The 21,054-nt window shown below is 41.9% G+C and carries 20 protein-coding genes; 16 read left to right on the top strand and 4 right to left on the bottom strand.

The window, feature by feature from the left end; translation table 11 throughout:
• Window positions 1-48: 48 nt before the first annotated feature.
• Window positions 49-825, top strand: a complete 777-nt coding sequence (locus tag MHB79_RS14785) for a sporulation protein (RefSeq protein ID WP_137054456.1) — start codon at window positions 49-51, stop codon at window positions 823-825.
• 70 nt (window positions 826-895) lie between these two features.
• On the opposite strand, the gene MHB79_RS14780 is transcribed toward MHB79_RS14785, so the two are convergent.
• From MHB79_RS14780 to MHB79_RS14770, 3 genes are all read right to left on the bottom strand, one after another.
• Window positions 896-1,492: a biotin transporter BioY gene (locus tag MHB79_RS14780; RefSeq protein WP_003212636.1), complete on the bottom strand. Its 597-nt coding sequence runs from the start codon at window positions 1,490-1,492 to the stop codon at window positions 896-898.
• Between the two features lie 115 nt (window positions 1,493-1,607).
• The gene (ald, locus tag MHB79_RS14775; RefSeq protein ID WP_340990072.1) at window positions 1,608-2,744 is read right to left on the bottom strand and encodes an alanine dehydrogenase; all 1,137 of its coding nucleotides are present in this window, start codon (window positions 2,742-2,744) and stop codon (window positions 1,608-1,610) included.
• Between the two features lie 110 nt (window positions 2,745-2,854).
• Window positions 2,855-4,084 carry a PucR family transcriptional regulator gene (locus MHB79_RS14770; RefSeq protein ID WP_050944054.1) on the bottom strand — a complete coding sequence of 410 codons (1,230 nt, stop codon included), beginning with the start codon at window positions 4,082-4,084 and terminating at the stop codon, window positions 2,855-2,857.
• Window positions 4,085-4,488: 404 nt separating this feature from the next.
• On the opposite strand from MHB79_RS14770, the gene MHB79_RS14765 reads away from it, so the two are divergent.
• From MHB79_RS14765 to MHB79_RS14730, 8 genes are all read left to right on the top strand, one after another.
• A complete protein-coding gene (locus tag MHB79_RS14765; protein ID WP_003213769.1) occupies window positions 4,489-4,782 on the top strand; it encodes a WXG100 family type VII secretion target in 294 nt (97 codons plus the stop codon).
• Window positions 4,783-4,877: 95 nt separating this feature from the next.
• Window positions 4,878-5,117 carry an EsaB/YukD family protein gene (locus tag MHB79_RS14760; protein WP_003213579.1) on the top strand — a complete coding sequence of 80 codons (240 nt, stop codon included), beginning with the start codon at window positions 4,878-4,880 and terminating at the stop codon, window positions 5,115-5,117.
• Between the two features lie 14 nt (window positions 5,118-5,131).
• The gene (gene essB / locus MHB79_RS14755; RefSeq protein WP_003213460.1) at window positions 5,132-6,445 is read left to right on the top strand and encodes a type VII secretion protein EssB; all 1,314 of its coding nucleotides are present in this window, start codon (window positions 5,132-5,134) and stop codon (window positions 6,443-6,445) included.
• A gap of 51 nt (window positions 6,446-6,496) precedes the next feature.
• Entirely contained in the window at window positions 6,497-10,972 is a 4,476-nt protein-coding gene (gene essC / locus MHB79_RS14750) for a type VII secretion protein EssC (protein WP_340990068.1), read from the top strand.
• Window positions 10,969-13,866: a type VII secretion protein EsaA gene (esaA, locus tag MHB79_RS14745; RefSeq protein ID WP_340990067.1), complete on the top strand. Its 2,898-nt coding sequence runs from the start codon at window positions 10,969-10,971 to the stop codon at window positions 13,864-13,866. The genes essC and esaA overlap by 4 nt, the downstream gene beginning before the upstream one ends.
• Window positions 13,856-14,341: a type VII secretion protein EssA gene (essA, locus tag MHB79_RS14740; RefSeq protein WP_050944050.1), complete on the top strand. Its 486-nt coding sequence runs from the start codon at window positions 13,856-13,858 to the stop codon at window positions 14,339-14,341. The genes esaA and essA overlap by 11 nt, the downstream gene beginning before the upstream one ends.
• Window positions 14,342-14,440: 99 nt before the next feature.
• Window positions 14,441-15,184, top strand: coding sequence for a (S)-benzoin forming benzil reductase (locus MHB79_RS14735; RefSeq protein WP_340990610.1), 744 nt, complete (start codon window positions 14,441-14,443; stop codon window positions 15,182-15,184).
• Between the two features lie 145 nt (window positions 15,185-15,329).
• On the top strand, window positions 15,330-15,863 hold the full coding sequence (locus MHB79_RS14730) for an HD domain-containing protein (RefSeq protein WP_212045495.1): 534 nt from the start codon (window positions 15,330-15,332) through the stop codon (window positions 15,861-15,863).
• Here MHB79_RS14730 and MHB79_RS14725 read toward each other — a convergent pair.
• Window positions 15,860-17,344, bottom strand: coding sequence for an esterase/lipase family protein (locus tag MHB79_RS14725; protein WP_340990065.1), 1,485 nt, complete (start codon window positions 17,342-17,344; stop codon window positions 15,860-15,862). The two genes, MHB79_RS14730 and MHB79_RS14725, sit on opposite strands and share 4 nt — an antisense overlap.
• A 182-nt stretch (window positions 17,345-17,526) precedes the next feature.
• Between MHB79_RS14725 and MHB79_RS14720 the strand changes: the two genes are divergently transcribed.
• The 7 genes from MHB79_RS14720 to MHB79_RS14690 all read left to right on the top strand — a co-directional run bounded on the left by MHB79_RS14720 (window position 17,527) and on the right by MHB79_RS14690 (window position 21,053).
• Complete coding sequence (locus MHB79_RS14720) at window positions 17,527-17,763, top strand: YuzF family protein (RefSeq protein WP_003213721.1); 237 nt, start codon at window positions 17,527-17,529, stop codon at window positions 17,761-17,763.
• Between the two features lie 185 nt (window positions 17,764-17,948).
• The gene (locus tag MHB79_RS14715) at window positions 17,949-19,052 is read left to right on the top strand and encodes an AI-2E family transporter (RefSeq protein ID WP_050944047.1); all 1,104 of its coding nucleotides are present in this window, start codon (window positions 17,949-17,951) and stop codon (window positions 19,050-19,052) included.
• 66 nt (window positions 19,053-19,118) lie between these two features.
• Window positions 19,119-19,340, top strand: coding sequence for a spore germination protein (locus MHB79_RS14710; protein WP_106029262.1), 222 nt, complete (start codon window positions 19,119-19,121; stop codon window positions 19,338-19,340).
• 99 nt (window positions 19,341-19,439) lie between these two features.
• The gene (locus tag MHB79_RS14705) at window positions 19,440-19,661 is read left to right on the top strand and encodes a spore germination protein (RefSeq protein WP_050944046.1); all 222 of its coding nucleotides are present in this window, start codon (window positions 19,440-19,442) and stop codon (window positions 19,659-19,661) included.
• A 96-nt stretch (window positions 19,662-19,757) separates the two neighbouring features.
• On the top strand, window positions 19,758-20,006 hold the full coding sequence (locus MHB79_RS14700) for a YueH family protein (protein WP_034660684.1): 249 nt from the start codon (window positions 19,758-19,760) through the stop codon (window positions 20,004-20,006).
• A gap of 27 nt (window positions 20,007-20,033) precedes the next feature.
• Complete coding sequence (locus tag MHB79_RS14695; RefSeq protein WP_050944045.1) at window positions 20,034-20,441, top strand: YueI family protein; 408 nt, start codon at window positions 20,034-20,036, stop codon at window positions 20,439-20,441.
• A gap of 60 nt (window positions 20,442-20,501) precedes the next feature.
• Entirely contained in the window at window positions 20,502-21,053 is a 552-nt protein-coding gene (locus tag MHB79_RS14690; protein ID WP_003213138.1) for a cysteine hydrolase family protein, read from the top strand.
• The last annotated feature ends 1 nt before the right edge of the window (window position 21,054 follow it).

Raw genomic sequence — 21,054 nt, 5'->3', positions numbered from 1 at the left:
CTATCTTACGTATATATGCTGATAAAAACGAAAAGGGGAAGATGAGAGATGTCATTTTTTAAAAAGCTAGCGGCAAGTGCAGGGATTGGTGCGGCAAAGGTAGATACCATTTTGGAGAAAAACACTTATTATCCTGGACAAGAGGTAAGGGGAACTGTCCATGCAAAAGGCGGGAAAATCTCTCAGGACATCCGCTATATCAATGTCAAGATTCAAACACAGTATGTGATTGTGAAAGATGATGAAGAGCATAGAAAATATGTGAATATCTTTACTTTACGGGTGACGGATTCTTTTATCATCCAGCCTGGAGAAAAGCATGAATTTCCGTTTTCATTTATTCTTCCTATCGATACCCCGATGACGATCGGAAAAGTAGAAATTGCAGTAATGACAGACCTTGATATCCAAGGAGGAATCGATAAATCTGACTATGACCGCATTTTCGTTGAAGCACATCCTTGGGTGAGAAATGTACTGGAGGCCACTAGAAATCTTGGCTTCCACCTGAACGAAGCGGACTGTGAACAAGCACCTTACTTCCAGCGTCGTCTGCCATTTGTTCAAGAATTCGAGTTTATTCCGACATCAGATGACTATCGTTATATGCTTGATGAATTAGAGCTGATTTTTCTGATAGATGAAGGCGGATTAGACATTGTTTTCGAAGTTGACCGCAGAGCAAGAGGACTCAGAGGGTGGCTTGAGGAGATGTATCATGATGGAGAACAGCTTGTGCGCTACCGCTTCAGTCCATCAGACCTTGAAGATGTAGAAGTGCTTGAAGGGATGCTAGAAGGAATCATCGACCAATACGCTGAATAAATGATGAAAAAAGAGCCTAAATGAAGATAGGCTCTTTTCTCTATGTTCAACTTGTAGATGATGTCTGCACTTATGATGCGGCTTGTTGTTTTCGAAAGGACGTAGCTTTTGAAACAGAGCGATAAATTTTAGGTGCCAGCATCGCAAGTAATATCGTCAATGCGTAATCTTTCACCATAAACCAGATCATAAAGAACCACGTGGTTTGATAAGAAATCGGGGCATTCAGCCACACATTTAATGCGAGGTACGTATAAGTCGTTCCGATCACATACATGACGGTCGTACCTGCAATAGCTGCAAGTAAAAAGCGGCCAAATCCAGGATTTTTTCTTTTTTCTAAAATGAATCCAGCTAGCCAGGCAGCAGGAATATACGATAAGACAAAACCACCGCTTTTGCCTAAAATCACCCCAAAGCCTGCTGAAAACTGTGCGAATACAGGTGCGCCAGCAATTCCGACCAAGGCATATACAATCATCGCTAAAGCACCAAGCCGTCTGCCGAGCAAAAGACCAGCAAGTACACAAAAAAATGGCTGCATCGTAAGTGGAATTCCGCCGACCTGTAAAAACGGCACAATGGATGTGATATTCGCTCCAATCGCCATGAGTGCAGCAAACATTCCGACTAGCACAAAATCAGCGGTTCTTGTTTTCTGTTGCATGATGTTTCCCCCTGTCTTATCTGTACAAATAGATTAAGGGGATGAAGGTTATTTGTCAACCTGTTTTTAATATTGGTTAACAATAAAACCCGCCCATCAAAAGGGCGGGTCTGTATTAAGCTTCTGTCATAGAGGACGCATCGATCGCTTGATGAACAGGTACATAATCATAGCCGAGATCACGAGCGACGGCTTCATATGTGATATGTCCGTTCATGACATTGACACCTTCTGCGATGGCTTTGTTTTCTTGAATGGCTTTTGCAGCGCCTTTATTAGCAATTTGCAGTGCGTAGGGAACGGTGACATTTGTTAAAGCAACAGTCGATGTCCGTGGAACTGCTCCAGGCATATTGGCGACAGCATAATGTAAAATACCGTGTTTTTCATAAGTAGGTTGATCATGTGTTGTGATATGATCTATGGTTTCGACAATGCCGCCTTGGTCAATGGCTACGTCTACGATGACGGAACCGGGCTTCATTTGCTTCACCATTTTTTCCGTCACAAGCGTTGGTGCTTTGGCACCTGGGATCAGCACCGCACAAATGAGAAGGTCCGCCTCACTGACTGAATCGGCGATATTGACAGGGTTAGACATTAACGTTTTCATTTGATGCCCAAATTGATCGTCCAGCTGACGTAATCGTTCTGCGTTTACGTCAATAAGAGTGACATCTGCGCCAAGTCCAATCGCCATTTTCGCTGCGTTTGTTCCAACAACACCGCCGCCTATAATCGTGACCTTCCCTCTTGATACCCCTGGTACGCCTGCGAGCAAGATGCCTTTACCGCCTTTTGGCTTTTCTAAAAATTGTGCACCGATTTGGGCGGCCATTCTGCCTGCCACTTCAGACATAGGTGTTAAGAGAGGGAGTGATTTTCCGTCCGTTACTGTTTCATAAGCAATAGCTGTGACGCCTTTTTGTTTTAAAGCTTCAGCCAAGGAGGGCTCTGCAGCAAGATGCAGGTACGTAAATAAGATGAGTCCTTCTCTGAAAAATGAATATTCCTCAGGTAATGGTTCTTTTACCTTCATGATCATATCAGAAGAAGCCCACACATCTTTCGCTTGATCAAGAATTTCTGCACCAACAGATACATAATCGTCATCAGTGAATCCGCTTCCAAAACCAGCGTTTGTTTCAATCAAAATCTGATGTCCAGCTGAAAGTAATTGAGAAGCTGCTCCTGGTGTTAATGCCACTCGGTTTTCATTGTTCTTAATCTCTTTCGGAATGCCGATGATCATGTTTATTCCTCCCATGCTTATCTATTCATATTGTATGTCTAGTGTATCCTGAATGTTTAAAAAATGCTTCGGTTGAAATAAAAAATAAAAAAACGCCTCTTTGTGAAATTTCACAAATGGACGTTTTTTAGCTTCATATCAAGGTATATGGTCATTTTCTCATTCATGTTTTTTAAATCGATTTCTGCAATGTCCGTAATGCGTTTTAATCTGTAATTCAATGTATTGATGTGGATGTTTAATTGCTTTGCGGCAATATTGGCATTGCTGTCACAGTCAATAAACCGTTCAAGGGTTTCGACTAGGTTGGAATGATGCCTCAGGTCGTAATCTTCCAGCTTTGATAAAGAGTAACTGGAGTAAGATGAACCCCTTCGTTTTTCAGCGAGGACATCTAAATATTGATAAATACCAAGTTCAGAAAAACTGTGTAAACGTTCGGTTTCAACAGGGAAGCGCTCTTTTGTTTTTAATACAGCCAGTGCTTCTTTATAGGATGGCTGAATATGAGAGATGTTATCGTAAATTCCACCAATCGCTGCTTGAACGTGATGGATATGATAACGATCAGACAGCTGCTGCAGCATGCCGCTTGTGAATTGTTTAATATCCTGCAGTGGGTGCTCTGTTTTTGGTGAGACAAGAATAATGAATTCGTGAAAATCAACAGTCGTTAACAGCACTTGGACTTGCTGTGTTGTTTCAAGCAGATAAGATAGCTTTTTTTCTGTGTCCTCTGTGAGTTCGTCACGAAGTCGGAAGATGATGATGGCATACGTGTCTGGACATCTGATGCCGAGTCTTAAAAATAGGTCGAGCATCTCATCCTTTTCATGAATATGACCTGTGAGCATCTTCCAAAAAAGCTCCTGATTGCGTTCTTCTGTTTTCGTTTTGCGAATTTGTAAGTTAAGTAATTTGTTTTTAACAGCATGTGCTGCCATCTTCAGAAGGTCCATTTCTTCTTCTGAAAAAGGCTGTGCGGATTCAATTGCCCAGATAAATCCGAGTACTTCTTTGTCCTTCCAGATTGAAATGGCAACCCTGCTAGATAAACCCACCTCTGCAATTTGAGGGACACGAAGCGGTTCGTCTGTTTTAAGGAGTGTAGGAATGATGCCGTCTTTCCAAAGCCGATTAATGACCTTTTCCGGTACACGGCGGGAGATAATGGTTGAAGTTCTGGCGGGATCAGTAAAATCATTATGTGTGCTATAAGCGAGCAATCGATGATGCGTATCTTCTATAGTAATAGGGCAATTGAGCACATCACTAATTTGGTCTGCCACATCCTCTAAACGATCAAGACTATACTTAAATGGATCTGTCTTTTTTGTCATAAAAACCCCTGCTTTTTCGAATATTTCACGTACTTACATTATGAAGAGAAAGCGGTACGTAAATCAATAACAAAATGCCATAAATTTAAAAAAGAGATCGCTATGAGAAGCGAGCGTATCATGCTGAAAGAAGGCGAAAAAGAAATAGTACAATAATAACGTAGTAATAAATCAATAGGCGGAAAGATTCAGTGAAGTGTGTCTACACTTATTAAGAATATATGACCAAAAAAATGTTAAATACTAGATAAAAAGCGAAAATACAGTAATTCTATAGACTCATTTTGTAAAATAAAAACAGATTTGTTTGACTGTGTATCATTTCTGTTTTTATAATAATAACGTCAAAAAATAAGTGGATTAGCCCATTATATGGCGGCTATGCACGGGAGGTAATGAGGAATATGTCAGGAATTATTCGCGTAACCCCAGAAGAACTAAGAGCGACCGCTAAGCAATATGGTGTTGAAAGTCAAGAAGTGTTAAACCAAGTTGATCGTCTAAATAGAATGATCTCAGATTTAAAAGGAATGTGGGAAGGTGCTTCTAGTGAAGCATTTGCTGATCAATACGAGCAGTTAAAGCCTTCATTCATCAAAATGTCTGATCTATTAACAGATGTCAGCAATCAGCTTGATCAAACGGCAAATACACTTGAAAGCACTGACCAAGACATCGCTAGCCAAATCCGCGGCTAATCAAAGGGATTTCCTTTCTAAGTGTGAAAAGCAGAAAAAGCGCCGAGTCTGTCAATGGATGCCGGCGCTCTTTCTATTTTGTGAGGTGGAAATTTGTGTATATCGATATTACCATCGACTTAAAAAATTATGATGGCAGTGTGTTTGATTTGAGACTATCAAATTATTTACATATTAAACAAGTCATCCATATCGCCTGGCAGGCAAAACAAATCTCACTTCCTAAGCGAGAAGGCGGCTGGGTGCGAGTAGTCAATAAGAAAGCTGTGTTTTCAGGCGAATATAAGCTGTCAGACTGTGGAATCACCACAGGAGACAGGCTGGAAATACTATGAAAGGACTTTTGTAAATGGCAGATAAAAAGAGTTCCTATTTAGAAGAACAATTAGAAGCAGTGATGAAAAAAGAGGGCGTAACCTACAGCTTCATTTTTCAAAGAGAGACCATTAAACTCTTAGACGGTTTAGAAGCGGCACCGATCAAAGACATCAACCCTTCATTCAAAAAAGAGATTCAATTAACTGAAGATGAGGTCATTATTTCTATTCAACCGCCTCCTGCCTATCAGGAATTTCGTTTCATCCATGCGAAGGATGAAAAAAGCAAATGGATTTTTTCATACCAGCTTGTCGATGCAGTGTGCAAACACGACGTGAAGCGGCTGCATCCTATTGTTTCTCCTGAAAACATTGTTTTTCATCAAGGCTTAGCTCCTGCATTTTTGCATTACGGCGTCAAAGAAAGCATCCCGCCATATGAAACGGATGAGCATCGTCTGTTAAAAGAGGTCAAAGCCGTCATTCTTCGAGTGGTGGACCATGAATATCAGTTTCAAGAATATGTGGCTTACAGCGAGACACTGAAATTATCTGAACTGGCAAAAGAGATCAGCGAAACGCAGTCTCTGGAAGAATTGTCTGCCCTGATTCAGCAAAAGATCGAAGCGATTGAAACGAAAGAGAAAACGCTATTGACCATTCCGAAAAAGAAATGGAAGGTCGAACGATATATCGGACTAGGTCTGCTTGTCCTATTAATCCCTGCATTGGTGTACACCATTTACACCTTCTTTTTTGCGATGCCGAAACAAGAAGCGTATGTCGAGGCAAACAAATATTATCTCAACAAACAGTACAGCCAAGTGGTGGATACGTTAGAAAAATATTCAGCCAATCAAATGCCGGTCTCTCTTCAATATGAACTGGCCATTTCGTATGTACAAACAAATCAAGGCAACCTGTTACTCGATCAGCATAAAAAAGAAATCACAGATACATACACATTACAGACTGATCCGCAATATTTCCTTTTCTGGATTCATATTGGACAAGGCAATAGCAAGGAAGCACTTGATATTGCACGGGTACTTGGAGACGACCGGTACATATTTACGGCACTCGTCGCCTACCGCAACGACATTCAAAACGATGACAGTCTTTCTGCGGAAGAAAAACAAAAACAGCTAGATCCGATCATTAAGGAAATGGCGAAATATGAAGAAAAAGAAACAACGGAGACAAGCACCAATGACTCCTCGGGCGCAAGTCAAACAGATGAAACAGCTGAACAAAAAGAGCAGTCAAAAGCCGATCAAGAGAAAAAAGAGAAAGAATCTGAAGCGAAAAAGAAAACCTCTCAGACGAAAAAAGATGAGAAAAAATAATTCTTTCGATACAACTGACAGTTGGTGCTGTCCCATGAGGAGGTGGAGCGTTTGAGTCTTCTTTGGGTTTTTTATGAGGAGGATTATCAAACCGTCCGTTTAGACGAGCAGTTCAATCGAGAAGCTGTGATTGGACCTGAAATAGAGCATACGGTGACAATCCCTTCACTTTCGTTTGATGAAGGGGTCATCCGTTTAACTCCTGATGAACCGAATGATGGCTTTTCCATTTATCAGGGTGAAGAGAAGAAAGGCACATTACTTCCACATGAACCATATAAGCTTGGTACACTGACACTTGTTTTAATGGAAGCACATCATGATCAACACATTTATTACCTAGGAAATAGAGTCGAGCTGTCTTTTTCACGTGAGAACAAAGATGATATCGATGTGTGGAAAGAACAAGCGCATTCCATGTTTCAAGATGCGAGCCAATTTACTTTGGAGAAAATCGAAGGAACTTGGTATGTCATGCCTCAGGACGAAACGATTTATGTGAACGGGCAAAAAATTCACGGTCCAGAGACAATTGATGCTGGAGATGAGCTGTTCTGGAACTTCCTAACGGTGACATTGAAAGAGGATGATTTATTGCAGGTGACTGCATATGAACCATTTCAAACACGTTTGGAAAAAACAAGAGCACCAAGCACAGAAACAAAACAAAAATATCCTTTATATAGACGAACACCGCGTTTAATTTATGATCTGCCAGATGACCGGGTTTCCTTTAGCTTTCCTTCGCAGGAGAGTGAAAATAACAGCAGAGGGCTTTGGCTTGTTGTCCTCCCGCCGCTTGTGATGCTTCTTGTGATGGGAATTGTCGCTCTTGTCCAGCCGCGCGGGATCTTTATTGTCGTGTCGATGGCGATGTTTATCATGACGTTAATCACATCGTCTGTTCAATACTTTAAAGAGAAATCACAACGCAAAAGAAGGGAAGAGAAACGGCAGCGAGTCTATTCTCTTTACTTAGAAAATAAACGAAAAGAGCTGCAAGAGCTCTACGACCGCCAGCAATATATTTTGACGTATCATTATCCGTCATTTGAACAAATGAAGTATTTAACGTCAGAAATTAGCGGCCGAATTTGGGAAAAAACACTGATGAGTGATGATTTCTTGCAGCTGCGTCTTGGGACGGGCGCAGTCCCGTCAAGCTATGAACTATCGATGAGCGGCGGCGATATGGCCAATCGTGATATCGATGAATTAATGGAACAAACGCAGCACATGCAACAGGTCTATCGTGAAGTAAAGGATGTACCCATCACATTCGGTCTTGCCGATGGCCCAACTGGATTGATTGGAAAGCCAGCCATTGTGAAAAAGGAGCTTCATCAGCTTGTCGGACAGCTTGCTTTCTCGCACAGCTATCATGATTTAAGATTTGTCTTTATTTTTCATGAGCAGGAGTATGAGAAGTGGGAATGGATGAAATGGCTTCCGCATTTCCAGCTGCCTCATACATACGGCAAAGGGTTCATTTACAACGAACAAACACGTGATCAGCTGTTGTCCTCCATTTATGAAATTTTACGTGAGCGTGATCTAGAAGAAGAAAAAGAGAAGAAGATCTTTACGCCTCACTTTGTGTTTATCGTGACAAATCATGAGCTCATTGCGGAACATGTGATTTTAGAATATTTAGAAGGCAGCCGAACGGACCTTGGCATCTCCATTATTTTTGCTGCTGAAACAAAGGAAAGCTTAGCTGAAAATATCTCGACGCTTGTCCGTTATATTAACGAGGAAGAAGGAGATATTCTCATTCAGCACAAGAAAGCCGTCCGAATTCCATTTCAGCTTGATACACATGAGCGCGGGGACAATGAGCTGTTTGCCAGAACGCTGAGAACATTAGATCATCAAGTTGGCATGACCAATTCGATTCCTGAAACGGTCTCCTTCCTTGATCTTTTTCATGCCAAACAGGTAGACGAGATTGGTATTCGTGAAAAGTGGCTCACATCAGAAACGGCCAAATCACTCTCTGTGCCAATCGGTTATAAAGGGAAAAATGACATTGTGGATCTGAACCTGCACGAAAAAGCACATGGCCCGCACGGCCTGTTGGCGGGAACAACAGGATCAGGGAAAAGTGAATTTTTACAGACGTACATTTTATCGCTCGCTGTACACTTTCATCCGCATGAAGTCGCATTTCTATTGATTGACTATAAAGGAGGCGGAATGGCGCAGCCGTTCCGGAATATTCCTCATTTACTTGGCACGATCACCAATATTGAAGGCAGTAAGAACTTTAGTGAAAGGGCGCTTGCCTCAATTAAAAGTGAGTTGAAGAAAAGACAACGCTTGTTTGATCAATATCATGTGAATCACATCAATGATTATACGAAGCTCTATAAGGAGAAAAAGGCTGAACAGGCAATGCCTCATTTATTCTTAATCTCTGATGAGTTCGCTGAATTAAAAAGTGAAGAGCCCGACTTTATTAGAGAGCTTGTCAGTGCGGCACGTATCGGCCGAAGCCTCGGCGTTCATCTCATTTTGGCTACCCAAAAGCCAGGCGGGGTCATTGATGATCAGATTTGGAGTAACTCCCGCTTTAAGGTCGCATTAAAAGTACAAGATGCGTCAGACAGTAAGGAGATATTGAAAAATAGTGATGCGGCGTCTATTACCGTTACAGGCCGTGGCTACTTACAAGTAGGAAACAATGAAATCTATGAATTGTTCCAATCAGCTTGGAGCGGTGCGCCTTATATGGAAGATGGCTACGGATCAGAAGATGACATTGCCATTGTGACTGATACTGGACTTATTCCGTTATCAGGGGTAAGCACAGAGCCGGCTGTGAAAAAAGAGACAGTGTCGGAGATTTCTGCTGTTGTGGATGAAATTGAACGTATGCAGCAGGAGCTTGGGATTGAGAAGCTCCCAAGTCCTTGGCTTCCACCGCTCGAAGAACGGATTCCAAAATCACGTTACGCGTCGAGTGAAGAGCATGTCTTCCATTTTGCGCTTGTCGATGAGCCAGATCAGCAAAGCCAGCATCCACTTTCTTATCAAATGATGGAGGATGGGAACATTGGGATCTTTGGTTCCTCTGGCTACGGAAAATCACTTGCTGCAACAACACTACTCATGAGCTTTGCGGAGAGATATTCACCTGAAGAATGGCATGCGTATATTTATGACTTCGGAAATGGAACATTGCTTCCGTTGGCCAAGCTGCCGCACACGGCGGATTATTTCTTAATGGATCAAATGAGAAAGATTCAAAAGTCGATGACGCGTCTGCGGGAAGAGGTTGAATACCGCAAGCGTTTATTCAGGCAGCAAGAAATGAGTCATATCAAAATGTACAACGCCTTAAATGAGAAAAAGCTCCCATTCATTTTCATCGTGATCGACAACTTTGACATTGTCAAAGACGAAATGCATGAACTTGAATCTGAATTTATCCAGCTGAGCCGTGATGGACAATCATTAGGAATTTACTTCTTAATTACAGCGACTCGGGTAAACGCAGTCCGTCAATCTCTTATGAACAACTTGAAAACAAAGGTCGTCCATTACTTAATGGATCAAGGAGAGGCGTACTCGATTATTGGCAGACCGAAATTTAGCTTAGAGCCGATTCCAGGACGAGTTATTATCAACAAAGAAGAGCTTTACTTTGCACAAATGTTCCTACCAGTTGAAGGAGATAACGACCTCGAGCTGTTTGAGCATTTGAAACAAGAGATCCAGCTTCTTCATGATCGCTTTGCATCAGCTGAAAAACCAAAACCTGTACCAATGCTTCCTGATAAACTAACCATTTTGGAGCTAGAAAGTCGCTTAGAAGAACAAAAACAGCCGTATGACATTCCAGTCGGACTAGATGAGGAATCTGTTGCTCCTGTTTACTTTGACTTGAAGAAGAATAAACACTGCCTCATCATCGGTCAAACGCAGCGAGGGAAAACAAATGTGACAAAACTGATGCTTGATCAGCTATTAGCAGCAAAACCTGAGAAGCTAGCCGTCTTTGATTCGATTGATCGGGGTCTCTCTCATTATGCAAAAGAAGAGAACATTGATTACCTTGAAACAAAAGGTGATATCACCGAATGGGCTGAGGAAATAGACCGTTTATTCAAGGTGCGTGAAGAGATGTACGTCGAAGCTGTGCGCCGGGGAGAGACTGATCAGTTGTCGTTCTCTCAAATTGTGCTTGTGATTGATGGCATTACGCGTTTTCAGCAGACAATCGACCCGCGTCTTCAAGATCAATTGGCTGATTTCATGAAGTCATATGCACACCTAGGCTTTAGCCTGATCGCATCAGGAAATCATACCGAATTCAGTAAAGGCTATGATGCACTCACAAACGAAATCAAACAAGTTCGTCATGCCATGTTACTCATGAAAAAATCAGAGCAAAACATCATACCGCTTCCGTATGCAAGACAAGAACCAGATATTCAGCCAGGCTTCGGGTATTTGGTTGAAAACGGGAAAGAGAAGAAAATCCAGGTTCCTTTATGTGCGGTAGAAAGGAAGAGTGTTCAATGACAGAGCAGCAAAAAAGCTCCATCAAAATCGTATCGACCATGATATTGATTCTGGTTCTGCCGGTTTTATTTTTCCACCTTATTGGAGATGATCCGGCAAAACAGAAAAAGAATGCCACACGTAATATTGCTGTGGTCAATGAGGATATGGGAGCGAGCGAAAGTGAAAACACCGCTCGTTTCGGACAGGATGTCGTCGCCGCATTATCAGAGCGTCCAGATTATACATGGACCGTAGTGAACCGCAGTGCGGCGGAAAATGGACTGAAAAGCAGAAAGTATGACGCTGTCCTCTATATTCCGTCTGATTTCTCTAAAAATGTGCTGAGCTATGATAAAGATCATCCTGAAAAGGCATCCATTCAATTTTCCATTCAAGATCAGCTCAATTCAGTCAATAAAGAGAAAGTGCAAAGAGAGCTGGAAAATGCGCAAAAGAAAATGAATGAACAGATGTCGACTTTATACTGGAGCTTTGTATCACAGGAAATCGGCAATGTCAGAGAAGAGTTTGAGCATATTGTCGGCAAAGAAGTCGAATTCCAAAACACGATGTATAACTTCTATAAGCCGAACTCAAACAAACTATCAGACGCTGTTCAGCAGCAGAAGAAACAAATAGAAGAATTAAAAAATGCGATGACCGACTCGCAGAAACAATATAAAGATGGTCTGAGTACAACAGAAGAAGCAAAGAACCAGTTAAAGGACTTTGTGAAAGTAGTCGATCAATACCAGCAGTATCAAGACAAACAAAAGGACCTCTTGATCAAAGCGCAATCGACAAATCAAAAACAAATCCAGCAGGGGCTCAAACAGCTCGCTGATATCCAAAACCAAAATGCCCGCAGCTTTAGTGATCAAATGGGTGGACTCAAAACAGACATCAACGGCGTACAAAGTCAGCTAAACACAACGGACAGCGCCATCCAATCTGTTCAAAAGTCAAGAGAGGACGCTATTCCTAAGCAATCAACGGGATTAACTAAGCTTGTTCAGGAGTCTCAGGAAGAACTGATTAAAAAGTATGAAGAGCGTTACTTAGAAGACTATCGAAATAAGATATCAGCCTTGCAGACAAAGCTATTGGCTAAACGGCAAGAGTTGATGGATGAGCCTGAGCCGCCAGTTGATTCTGAAGATGACGGGCCATCAGATCAAGATAATGAAAACCCAGAAGAGATTGGGATTAACCTAGATGAAGAAACAAATGAGCTCTCGCAAATTTCAATAGAAATGAACGACCTTGCGGATCAATTAGGAGAACAAGAGACACCGCCTTCGACCGGAGATGGGGAAGAAGGTGAAGCGGGCGAAAATCCTGCTCAGCCAGATTCCGGCAACAAGAATTCATCGCAGGATGACCTAAAAGCACTCTCAACCCGCTTAGATGAAGTGAAAAAGAAAATTCAAGAAAAAGCTTCCGCTCATAATGACGAATTGAAAGACAAAGTGAGTCAAATGAGTAAAGAGCTTGAGAAACTTACGAAAAAAGTAGAAAAGCTTGAAAAGATGTTCCTATGGTTACAAGATCGATATAATGTGATTCCAAATGAAATCAAAAATCAGGAATCCGCTATTTTAAGCAAAGTAAATGAGCTGAAGCGCAGTAACTCACCGATTGGTAAAGCATTTAATGATAATCTTTTTGAGAGAAAGTTTGATACAAAATCAACAAACACTAAAAAATTAATGGAGTATTCCAATCAACTCTCCCAGCTAGAGATGATGATTGCAAATGTCTATCTACCATCTAATAACTCTTCTTTACTAGACACAAAAGAAGAGAATATCCAGTCCATCCTCTCCATCAAAAAAGAGGAAACAGAAAACTGGGATACGCTTAAAAAACAAATGCTGACGTCAAACGATGATGTGTCTACTTTTATTGATGAGATGCAGAAGTTTTCAGATGGCTATGCAGAATACATTTCGACTCAGCAGGCAAGCATGGAACAGGAATTAAACACAATTTCTGAAAGTGCGGACAATGTTGCGGAGCAAATGGCTGATCAAGGAGATGCAGTGTATACGGCAGACCTTGCAGGCAGTTCTATTGTTGTCAGTGCACAGGATTCAATTGGTCAGGAAGTGCTTCGACTTTCTGAAAATATGAGTTCGTTAACCGACCGCCAAAAAGGGGTGGCGGATTATACGAATAACATTGAAGAGAGTGTGACAACGGTCCAAGAAAAAGCGGATACGCTGAATGAAAACTGGAGCAAGAATGTTCATTCCACGAAGCTTGTTCAGCAAGATTTGAAGGGTATTTTAGGAAACACATTAAGCGATCAAGGCAACAGCAACTATGTGTATAATCACTTAGCCAATCCGCTGAAAATTAGCGGTGATGTACCAGAAGAAAAAACGCAGACTGTACCGCCAGTGGTCATTTTGGTCATTGTGATGATCAGTAGTTTGTTAATTGGCTTTTTCAGCTCGTATTATGCGGCAGCTCCGATGCTGGTTAAAGGTGCACTGTTTGGCATCTTAAATCTATTAGTCGGACTCATGATCAGCTTGTTCGGACTGAACATTTACAAGCTTGCAGATGATCAAGCGATTCAGTGGTCCATTTTCACGATTTTACTATTAGTGGCTTGTTCCGCCTTTATTCGCACGGCGTTCCTTTTCGGCTCTATTGCCGGATGGATGGCAGCAACGGCGCTTATTTTCTTCTTTGTCGCACCATTAATTGATTTGGTGATGCCGAATTTCCATTTCACAAATCCAGTGACAGACGTGTACCTGTCCATCCAATATGGAAATGGAGATCACTTTGGAATGGGGGTTATAGGATTAGTGATTTTAACTGTCCTCTTCATGGCCATCCCGCTTGTGACAAAGCTATGGAAAGATAAAACGGAGGAACGTGATGTGACTCATGAGGCTTAATCTGTTCGTGAAAGGGATGGCACTTGGTGTCATGTCCCTTTTTCTCCTCATTCCTGCTGCTTTCGCTGCTGGTGAAGATACGGATACAAATGTCAAGCCGAATGAATATCAAGAAAAAGAACTCAATATTAACTCAAGTATATTGAGGGATCAAACGAAATACGAACAAAGCAAAAAGACATCAACAGTTAAAACAGACATTCATTTTGCTGAACCGCCTAAAACTCCGGGAGGGTCTCTTTCTCCGCAGCTTTTCAGTGATCTAAAAGAGAATCCGCCCAAAACATCAGCTCACATGATGGAAGAGATGAATATCTCTTTTCGTGATGCCGCTGTATCGGCACCTTCTGGAGATGATTATGAGAAGCAGTCATCCGCACTGCTTCCGATCATCTTTGGTTTCTTAATCGTCTTTGGCATCGTTGTGATGGTCATTCTAATTCCAAAGGTGAATGTGAAGGCTGAGAAGAAATAGCCTGTCTCTTTAAAAAGAGGCAGGTTTTTCTTTGTGCAGATTGCTTGAAGTCGTACCGTTTCCCTACGTAAAATAGAGTTATCGAGGGAGGAGATTGTCATTCGAGTTTCAATCGTTACAGGCGGATCAAAAGGATTTGGCCTAGCACTTGTGAACCGGCTGCTTTCAAGCGGAGATCATGTGTACACGGCAGCAAGAAGTGCATCACCAATTTCTCATCCGAAGCTTACACATACACAGGTCGACCTGACAGATGAGCAAGCAGCAGCCAAATGGCTTCGAGATTGTCTCACGCCGCAAACACTGACAGCAGCTGATGACATCTTATTCGTCAATAATGCAGGCATGGTGACACCTATCAAGCGTGTGGGGCAAGGCGGACAGGATACGCTTCATCAGCATTATACGCTGAATCTTGTGATTCCTGTTTTGCTGAGCCATGTGTTTGTTAAGCAGACTCAATCATTTAATGGAAAGAAAACGATTGTTCACCTTTCTTCTGGAGCGGCGAAAAATCCATATAAAGGCTGGAGTGCGTATTGCAGCTCAAAGGCAGGACTTGATATGTTTATGAGGACTTTGCATGAGGAACAGCAGGACGAGGAATATCCAATCAACACGTTTTCATTTTCCCCAGGCACGATTGATACAGATATGCAAGGAGAGATTCGGAAATCATCAAAACAGGACTTCGAACAAATTGATCGTTTTCAGCAATTATATGAAACAGGCACACTGAAGAGTCCAGATGAAGTCGCAGGTATTTTGCTCGATCTTTTAGCGGGTGATCCAGCTGGCGGCTGTGTATACGATGCACGTGAGCATGTGAAAAAGCAGTCATAACGACTGCTTTTTTCCGTCTTGTACAAGCAAAACCGGCCAATTTGACATAAGCTAATCTTGAGACTCATAGAAAATATAACAGAACATTTGAGTTTCTTTTCAGAATATGTTAGGATGCTAAAAATATAGATAAGGAGGGGTCTCCATGAGAAAGGTTACATTAATGGATGTTTACACCCATCCAGTTGCTCAAAAATATTTAAATCGTTCAGGAAAAGCCCATGCGATTGCTTGTGCTTATCACGCATTCAAGCTGGCGATGAATGCAGGGATTAACCCAGATCTGGCTGTGAAAGCAGCGCTCTTACATGACATTGGCCATTATGAATGGTATACAGCCGGCGGAGAATGGGATTACGAGACATATAGACGAAATGATATTCATGCCATTAAAGGTGCGGAGCGGGCACATAAACTGCTCATACGGCTCGGGGAGGAACCAAAAGCAGCCAAAGATATTGCACTTGCGATTCTGCTTCATACAGATTCCTATTTGCCAGAGGGCGACCTTCATAAGGACACACTCCAACAAATTGTGAAGAAAGCAGATGAAATGGATGAAGAGCCTGGCGGACACCACCATTACAGACAAATAGACGAATCACTCGCAATGAAAAAAATTGCTGATTTGGATCAGAAAGTGCAGCAGGCACTTCAGCCCATGAAACGCTCTGTTTAATATGGAATGTCACCATGAATCGTTCCGTGCTGATCGACATACAATGTGCGAATAACGGTACGGTTAAACGCAGATGTCCCTGACGCAGTGAGTCCAGTGTAATTTACCGTGACAGAATAAGCACCTTCTTTTTTCAATTGAACGGCTGATGAGGTACTTGTTTTCAATGGATGATCTTTTTTTGCATCTTGAAAGTAAGTGGTTTCCACCGTTCTGCTTAACCGTTTAATCAGACCGCTTGAATGGGTCGATGCATCTCCTGACTTCGAAGCAGCTTCTTTAATTTCTTCATTTAATGGTGAATCAAAGGTTACAAGCAGCAGATAAGGAGCTCTTTTTCCTGAGTTCGATTGAATCGTCCATTTTCCAGGAACGGGTTTATTGATTTTCACATGGTGTGAATATGCGCCTTCATATGGGAAAGATGCTTCCGATGTCTTAAGGTTTGTTAAGACATCTCCATTTGGGGCAATGATTTCGGGCTGCGTCTCCTGCCTTTCATTTAACCACTGGATCGATAAGCCATTCGTTCCTTCCTCTACATAGAACGCTTCTGTTTTATCCTTTTCACTTTCTCCACCTTTCACATAAACATCTGTATTGAGCTCAGCAGAAACGGGCTCTTGTTCCTCTTTATGTTTATTTTCAGCGCTCGCGGCATTTGCCAGCAGCTGATGCTGGAACACAGGAAACATACTTGTGCCGTTTTTGATTGAATAGTGATCCCATTTTCCTGTTAAAATATTGTTTGCATATGATAGTTTTGTGCTGTTTACCGTGACGGCACCATCATTTGTACCAAAGCTCTTTAAATACATGCCACCTAAATACAGCGCACCGCCAAATGTTCCCCATTCCGAACCAGAGTAGGTGACATATTTATTGGGGAACGCCTCTAGCTGGTCCGTTTCACTTCGAAAAGCCGTCATTAGACCGGTTTGCAAAGAATAAAGCGCGTCGCTTTTTTGTCCAAGAATTTCCGCCAGCCAGCTTCCGCCCTTGCTATACGCTAGATCCGCAAGCGGTGTCCCGTTATGAGGAGAGCCGAGAGTAATGACCTTTTCCACATAGGGATGGGCTTTGAAATACACCAGGGCGGACTGTGTATCGACCCCGCCTTTACTATGACCAATCACAATGAGTTTTCTACCAAACGAATCATAGATTTCTTTGAGCTTTTCCGCTAATAGCTTGCCGTTCTTTTTCATGTCCTGATCTGGGTGCAAATCTATGAATGCGCTTTCGTATCCGTTCAAAACAGCCTGCTTTGCCATATCGTTTCGATTGGACCAAGTGGAGGAGGAGCTGTTAATGCCATGAACAAAAACAAGTGGTGGTTTTGATCCGTCTTTTTGAACGGGCTCTTCGCCTTTAAACCACTTTCCTGGCGTCCCTGGTGGGTCTCCAATTGTCCCTGCATGCGCATAACATGCAGAGGATAGAAAGAGCATGACAGCAACAATACAGATGAGTTTTTTCAAGACAATTCACCTCTTCAAATGTTTTAAATGGTTGGCAGCACCAATCTATTATACTTCTAAAAAATGTAAAAACGTACCAATTGTTAAAATATGGTATTAATGTTGTGGGATTGCCCTGAGTGACATTCACATGGGTTCATGCATACGCTGTGGGTAAATACACAAGTAAAGGGGCGGGTAGTATGGCACAACAAGGAAGTCCACAGCTTGTTTCATTAGTTGATCCATATGTTTATCAAACATTGCAGAAAGTGGTCGGTATGAGATTAATTGTGCAAACAGTGAAAGATACGGTCCGTGGGAAATTGAAGGAAGTCATGCCGGATCATATTGTCATAGAAGCGGGGGCGAAATCAGTTTTTTATGTGCGGATCCAGCAAATCGTGTCGGTGATGCCTGATCACAGTGAAAGAGTGTAACAAGCAGACGCATAGGTGTCTGCTTTTTTTCATGCTTATAGAATGTATATCTAGAAAAAGTGCATGATATACCAATTGTTCTTTTTTTTTCAAAAAATGAGGTTCTAAAAACAAGAAGCAGTTGACAGATGGTGGGTTGAATAGTAGTTTTTTAATAAGATCAATACGTAACAGGAGGAGCATCTTTGTTAAAATCTAAAGTTCATTTTTGGACATTCCAAATATTACTTGTTTTACTCATTGTGTATGTATCAACAAAGGTTTCGTTTTTATTTCAGCCGATTATTTTATTTGCATCAACACTGTTTGTCCCCATTTTGCTGGCGGGTATTCTCTTTTTCATCTTTAATCCAATTGTTCAATTTTTGTCCAAGAAAATGCCTAGGACACTCGCTATCCTGATCATTTATCTCCTGTTCATCGGACTCATCACAATCATCGTCAATGCTGCCGGACCTGTCATTGTCACGCAGTTAGGCGGACTTGTCAAAAGCTTCCCTGGATATGTGACGGACATGCAGAAATTTATCAATGACTTTTCGCATTCTAAAACATTTACTTGGATGATGAGCCAAGATTATGTGTCTGTCTCAAAGTTTGAACAGACGGTCGTTTCGACATTAAAGGCATTACCGGAAAACATTGCTTCAAGCATGTCTGCGGTGTTTGGCGTGATTGCGAATATTGCTTTAGCCGTCATCACAGTTCCATTTATTTTATTTTATATGCTGAAAGACGGGCATAAGTTTCCGGACAAGCTCGTTCAGTTCTTACCAATGCCTTACCGCAAGGAAGGGCTGAAGATCTTCAAAGAATTAAACGACACGCTCGCAGCTTACATACAGGGGCAGATTATTGTCTGTTTGTTTGTCGGAGTCGCTTGTTTTATTGGATACTTATTAATTGGTGTGAAATATGCGCTTATTCTCGGTATTATCATTGCGGTCACAAATGTGATTCCATACCTTGGACCATATCTTGGCGCGGCACCAGCTGTGCTGATTGCCTTTCTTGATTCGCCTGGAAAAGCAGTGGTGACAGTGATTGTGATTCTTGTCGTGCAGCAAATTGACGGAAATGTTATTTCTCCATTGATCATTGGGAAACGCCTTAATACACATCCTTTGACCATTATCCTGTTATTAATTGGGGCAGGAAGCTTTGGCGGTATCCTTGGCATGATCTTTGCGGTTCCTGTCTATGCACTGCTCAAAGCCATCACCCTGAATATTGTCAGATTGGTTCAGCTGCGTCAGCGGTCTCGTAAAGAACAACATTTAAACGTATAGGACAAATGCACAACTTTTCCCTTTTTGCATAAGATGATTGACATAAGCAGATAGGGGGAGATTTTGATGCCTGCAATCGTTGGACCTATTCATATCGAGTCATTAGGAGGAAACGGTGCAGCTACTTTCGGTGATGTACTGGCCATTGCCCCTTTAGCTGTAGACCACTCTACTGGCGGGGCGGGAGCCTTTAATGCCGGTGATTATATGTCTCTTACAAGTGATCCAAATGCGACGATGCTTTGGGACTTCACATTGTTTGGCCAGCCTCAATCATTTAATGCATAGAAAGACAGCTGGTGATCAAATATCAGCTGTCTTTTTTTATTTGTGATACACGTATTGTTGAGCTGGGCATATGATGTGGATAGAAAAGGTGGTGGAGCAATGCCAGCGATTGTTGGACCTATTCATATAGATCGTGTGTACGGAAATGGGGCGGCACATTTCGGTGATGTTTTTGCTATTTCACCAAAAAGTGTTGATCACTCCGCCGGTGGTTCAGGTACCTATAATGCAGGGGACCTCGTCCAATTTTTTAACAGTCCAAACGTCACATTTGTTTGGGATTCTAATCTTATTAGTCAGCAAAAGAGCTTCAATGCGTAGCCAGCTTTGAAAGGGTATTCCTTTTCAGAAGCTGTCTTTTTTTATGGTACAATGGATATGGAAGTAAGAAGAAAAAAGAGGTGTGAACAGAGTTAAATGAAAATTAGAAAAGCACACATCACAAGCCGGCAGCCAAAGACCTACAATGTATATTTACATGAAAATAAAAAAGAATATAAAACGCTTGTTGCCGTACCTGATATTGAATGGAGTATTTCCATTGCGTACGAGGACGAAAAAGAGCAGCTGATCCATACGCTTGAGCAATCCTTAATGGAAAGAGCAGAAACAGACGAAGCCCGTGAACTTGCACTAAAGATTGTGCACTGGGTCACAGAAATGTAAATTTTAAAACCAGGAGTGAAAACAGCGATGAAAGAAGAATCCGTAGACTTTTATTTGCAGCAAGGGATATTTGGACATGCTGAAACAAAACCCGATGAACGAAGAATGTTTCTCGGTTCATTAAGGGAACGAGCGCTTCTTGCCCTGACAAAGGGACAGGTATCACGAAATAAACCGTATCAAGAGGTCGAACAAATATTAAAGGCCAACCGTCAGGCCACTGTTCTTTTAAATGGTGAGTTGTCCTATGCTTCTTATTCTCAATATGTGAAAATGGCTAATGCCGCTGGATGTTCCTTTAAAGTGGTGAATCATCATGAGGCACATTCTCCTTTTGGTCTTGTGATAGAGCTGCCGAATGCGGTCAATCAAGAGCACATCTATATCGAAGATGAGCTGTTTCAAAAGGCTTTTTCTCACGAATCTGTTGAATAGGTTTCCCTAGTGAAATGAATAAGCTATAATGAGTCAAAAGAGCATATGGGAGAGATGCGGATGGGCAAAGCATTGATTTGTATTGATTATACCGTTGATTTTGTTGCAGACGATGGAAAATTGACATGCGGAAAGCCTGGACAGGCGATAGAGCCTAAGATCACAGAGATCACTTCTTCGTTTATTGATGAAGGGCACTTTGTCGTCTTTGCAGTCGATCATCATGAGGAGCAAGACCTTTATCATCCAGAGACAAAGTTATTTCCGCCCCATAATATTCGCGGGACAAAGGGAATTGAACTTTATGGAAAACTAAGTTCACTATTTCACACGTCAAAGCATTTAAAACATGTCTACTATATGGAAAAAACAAGATACTCTGCTTTTGCAGGCACTCAATTAGAAATGAAACTGCGTGAGCGTGGCATCACTGAACTTCATTTAGCCGGCGTATGTACCGATATTTGTGTACTTCATACAGCTGTTGATGCGTACAATAAAGGCTTCGAACTTGTGATTCACGAGAATGCTGTAGCGAGTTTTAATGAAGCGGGGCACGAGTGGGCACTTTCTCACTTTGAGCAGTCGCTTGGTGCGAAAGTGGTTAAGTAAG

The organism is Bacillus sp. FSL M7-0558 (assembly GCF_038003245.1).
GTDB classification, from domain to species: domain Bacteria; phylum Bacillota; class Bacilli; order Bacillales; family Bacillaceae; genus Bacillus; species Bacillus pumilus.
The sequence above is the reverse complement of the archived record's forward strand: the minus strand, read 5'-3'. Positions and strand labels throughout refer to the sequence as shown.

What these genes read in the sequence shown, in the direction of transcription:
- MHB79_RS14785 (WP_137054456.1), top strand. Translation starts at nt 49, where the DNA reads ATGTCATTTTTTAAAAAGCTAGCGGCAAGTGCAGGGATTGGTGCGGCA.
- MHB79_RS14780 (WP_003212636.1), bottom strand. Translation starts at nt 1,492, where the DNA reads ATGCAACAGAAAACAAGAACCGCTGATTTTGTGCTAGTCGGAATGTTT.
- ald (WP_340990072.1), bottom strand. Translation starts at nt 2,744, where the DNA reads ATGATCATCGGCATTCCGAAAGAGATTAAGAACAATGAAAACCGAGTG.
- MHB79_RS14770 (WP_050944054.1), bottom strand. Translation starts at nt 4,084, where the DNA reads ATGACAAAAAAGACAGATCCATTTAAGTATAGTCTTGATCGTTTAGAG.
- MHB79_RS14765 (WP_003213769.1), top strand. Translation starts at nt 4,489, where the DNA reads ATGTCAGGAATTATTCGCGTAACCCCAGAAGAACTAAGAGCGACCGCT.
- essB (WP_003213460.1), top strand. Translation starts at nt 5,132, where the DNA reads ATGGCAGATAAAAAGAGTTCCTATTTAGAAGAACAATTAGAAGCAGTG.
- esaA (WP_340990067.1), top strand. Translation starts at nt 10,969, where the DNA reads ATGACAGAGCAGCAAAAAAGCTCCATCAAAATCGTATCGACCATGATA.
- essA (WP_050944050.1), top strand. Translation starts at nt 13,856, where the DNA reads ATGAGGCTTAATCTGTTCGTGAAAGGGATGGCACTTGGTGTCATGTCC.
- MHB79_RS14730 (WP_212045495.1), top strand. Translation starts at nt 15,330, where the DNA reads ATGAGAAAGGTTACATTAATGGATGTTTACACCCATCCAGTTGCTCAA.
- MHB79_RS14720 (WP_003213721.1), top strand. Translation starts at nt 17,527, where the DNA reads ATGGCACAACAAGGAAGTCCACAGCTTGTTTCATTAGTTGATCCATAT.
- MHB79_RS14710 (WP_106029262.1), top strand. Translation starts at nt 19,119, where the DNA reads ATGCCTGCAATCGTTGGACCTATTCATATCGAGTCATTAGGAGGAAAC.
- MHB79_RS14705 (WP_050944046.1), top strand. Translation starts at nt 19,440, where the DNA reads ATGCCAGCGATTGTTGGACCTATTCATATAGATCGTGTGTACGGAAAT.
- MHB79_RS14700 (WP_034660684.1), top strand. Translation starts at nt 19,758, where the DNA reads ATGAAAATTAGAAAAGCACACATCACAAGCCGGCAGCCAAAGACCTAC.
- MHB79_RS14695 (WP_050944045.1), top strand. Translation starts at nt 20,034, where the DNA reads ATGAAAGAAGAATCCGTAGACTTTTATTTGCAGCAAGGGATATTTGGA.
- MHB79_RS14690 (WP_003213138.1), top strand. Translation starts at nt 20,502, where the DNA reads ATGGGCAAAGCATTGATTTGTATTGATTATACCGTTGATTTTGTTGCA.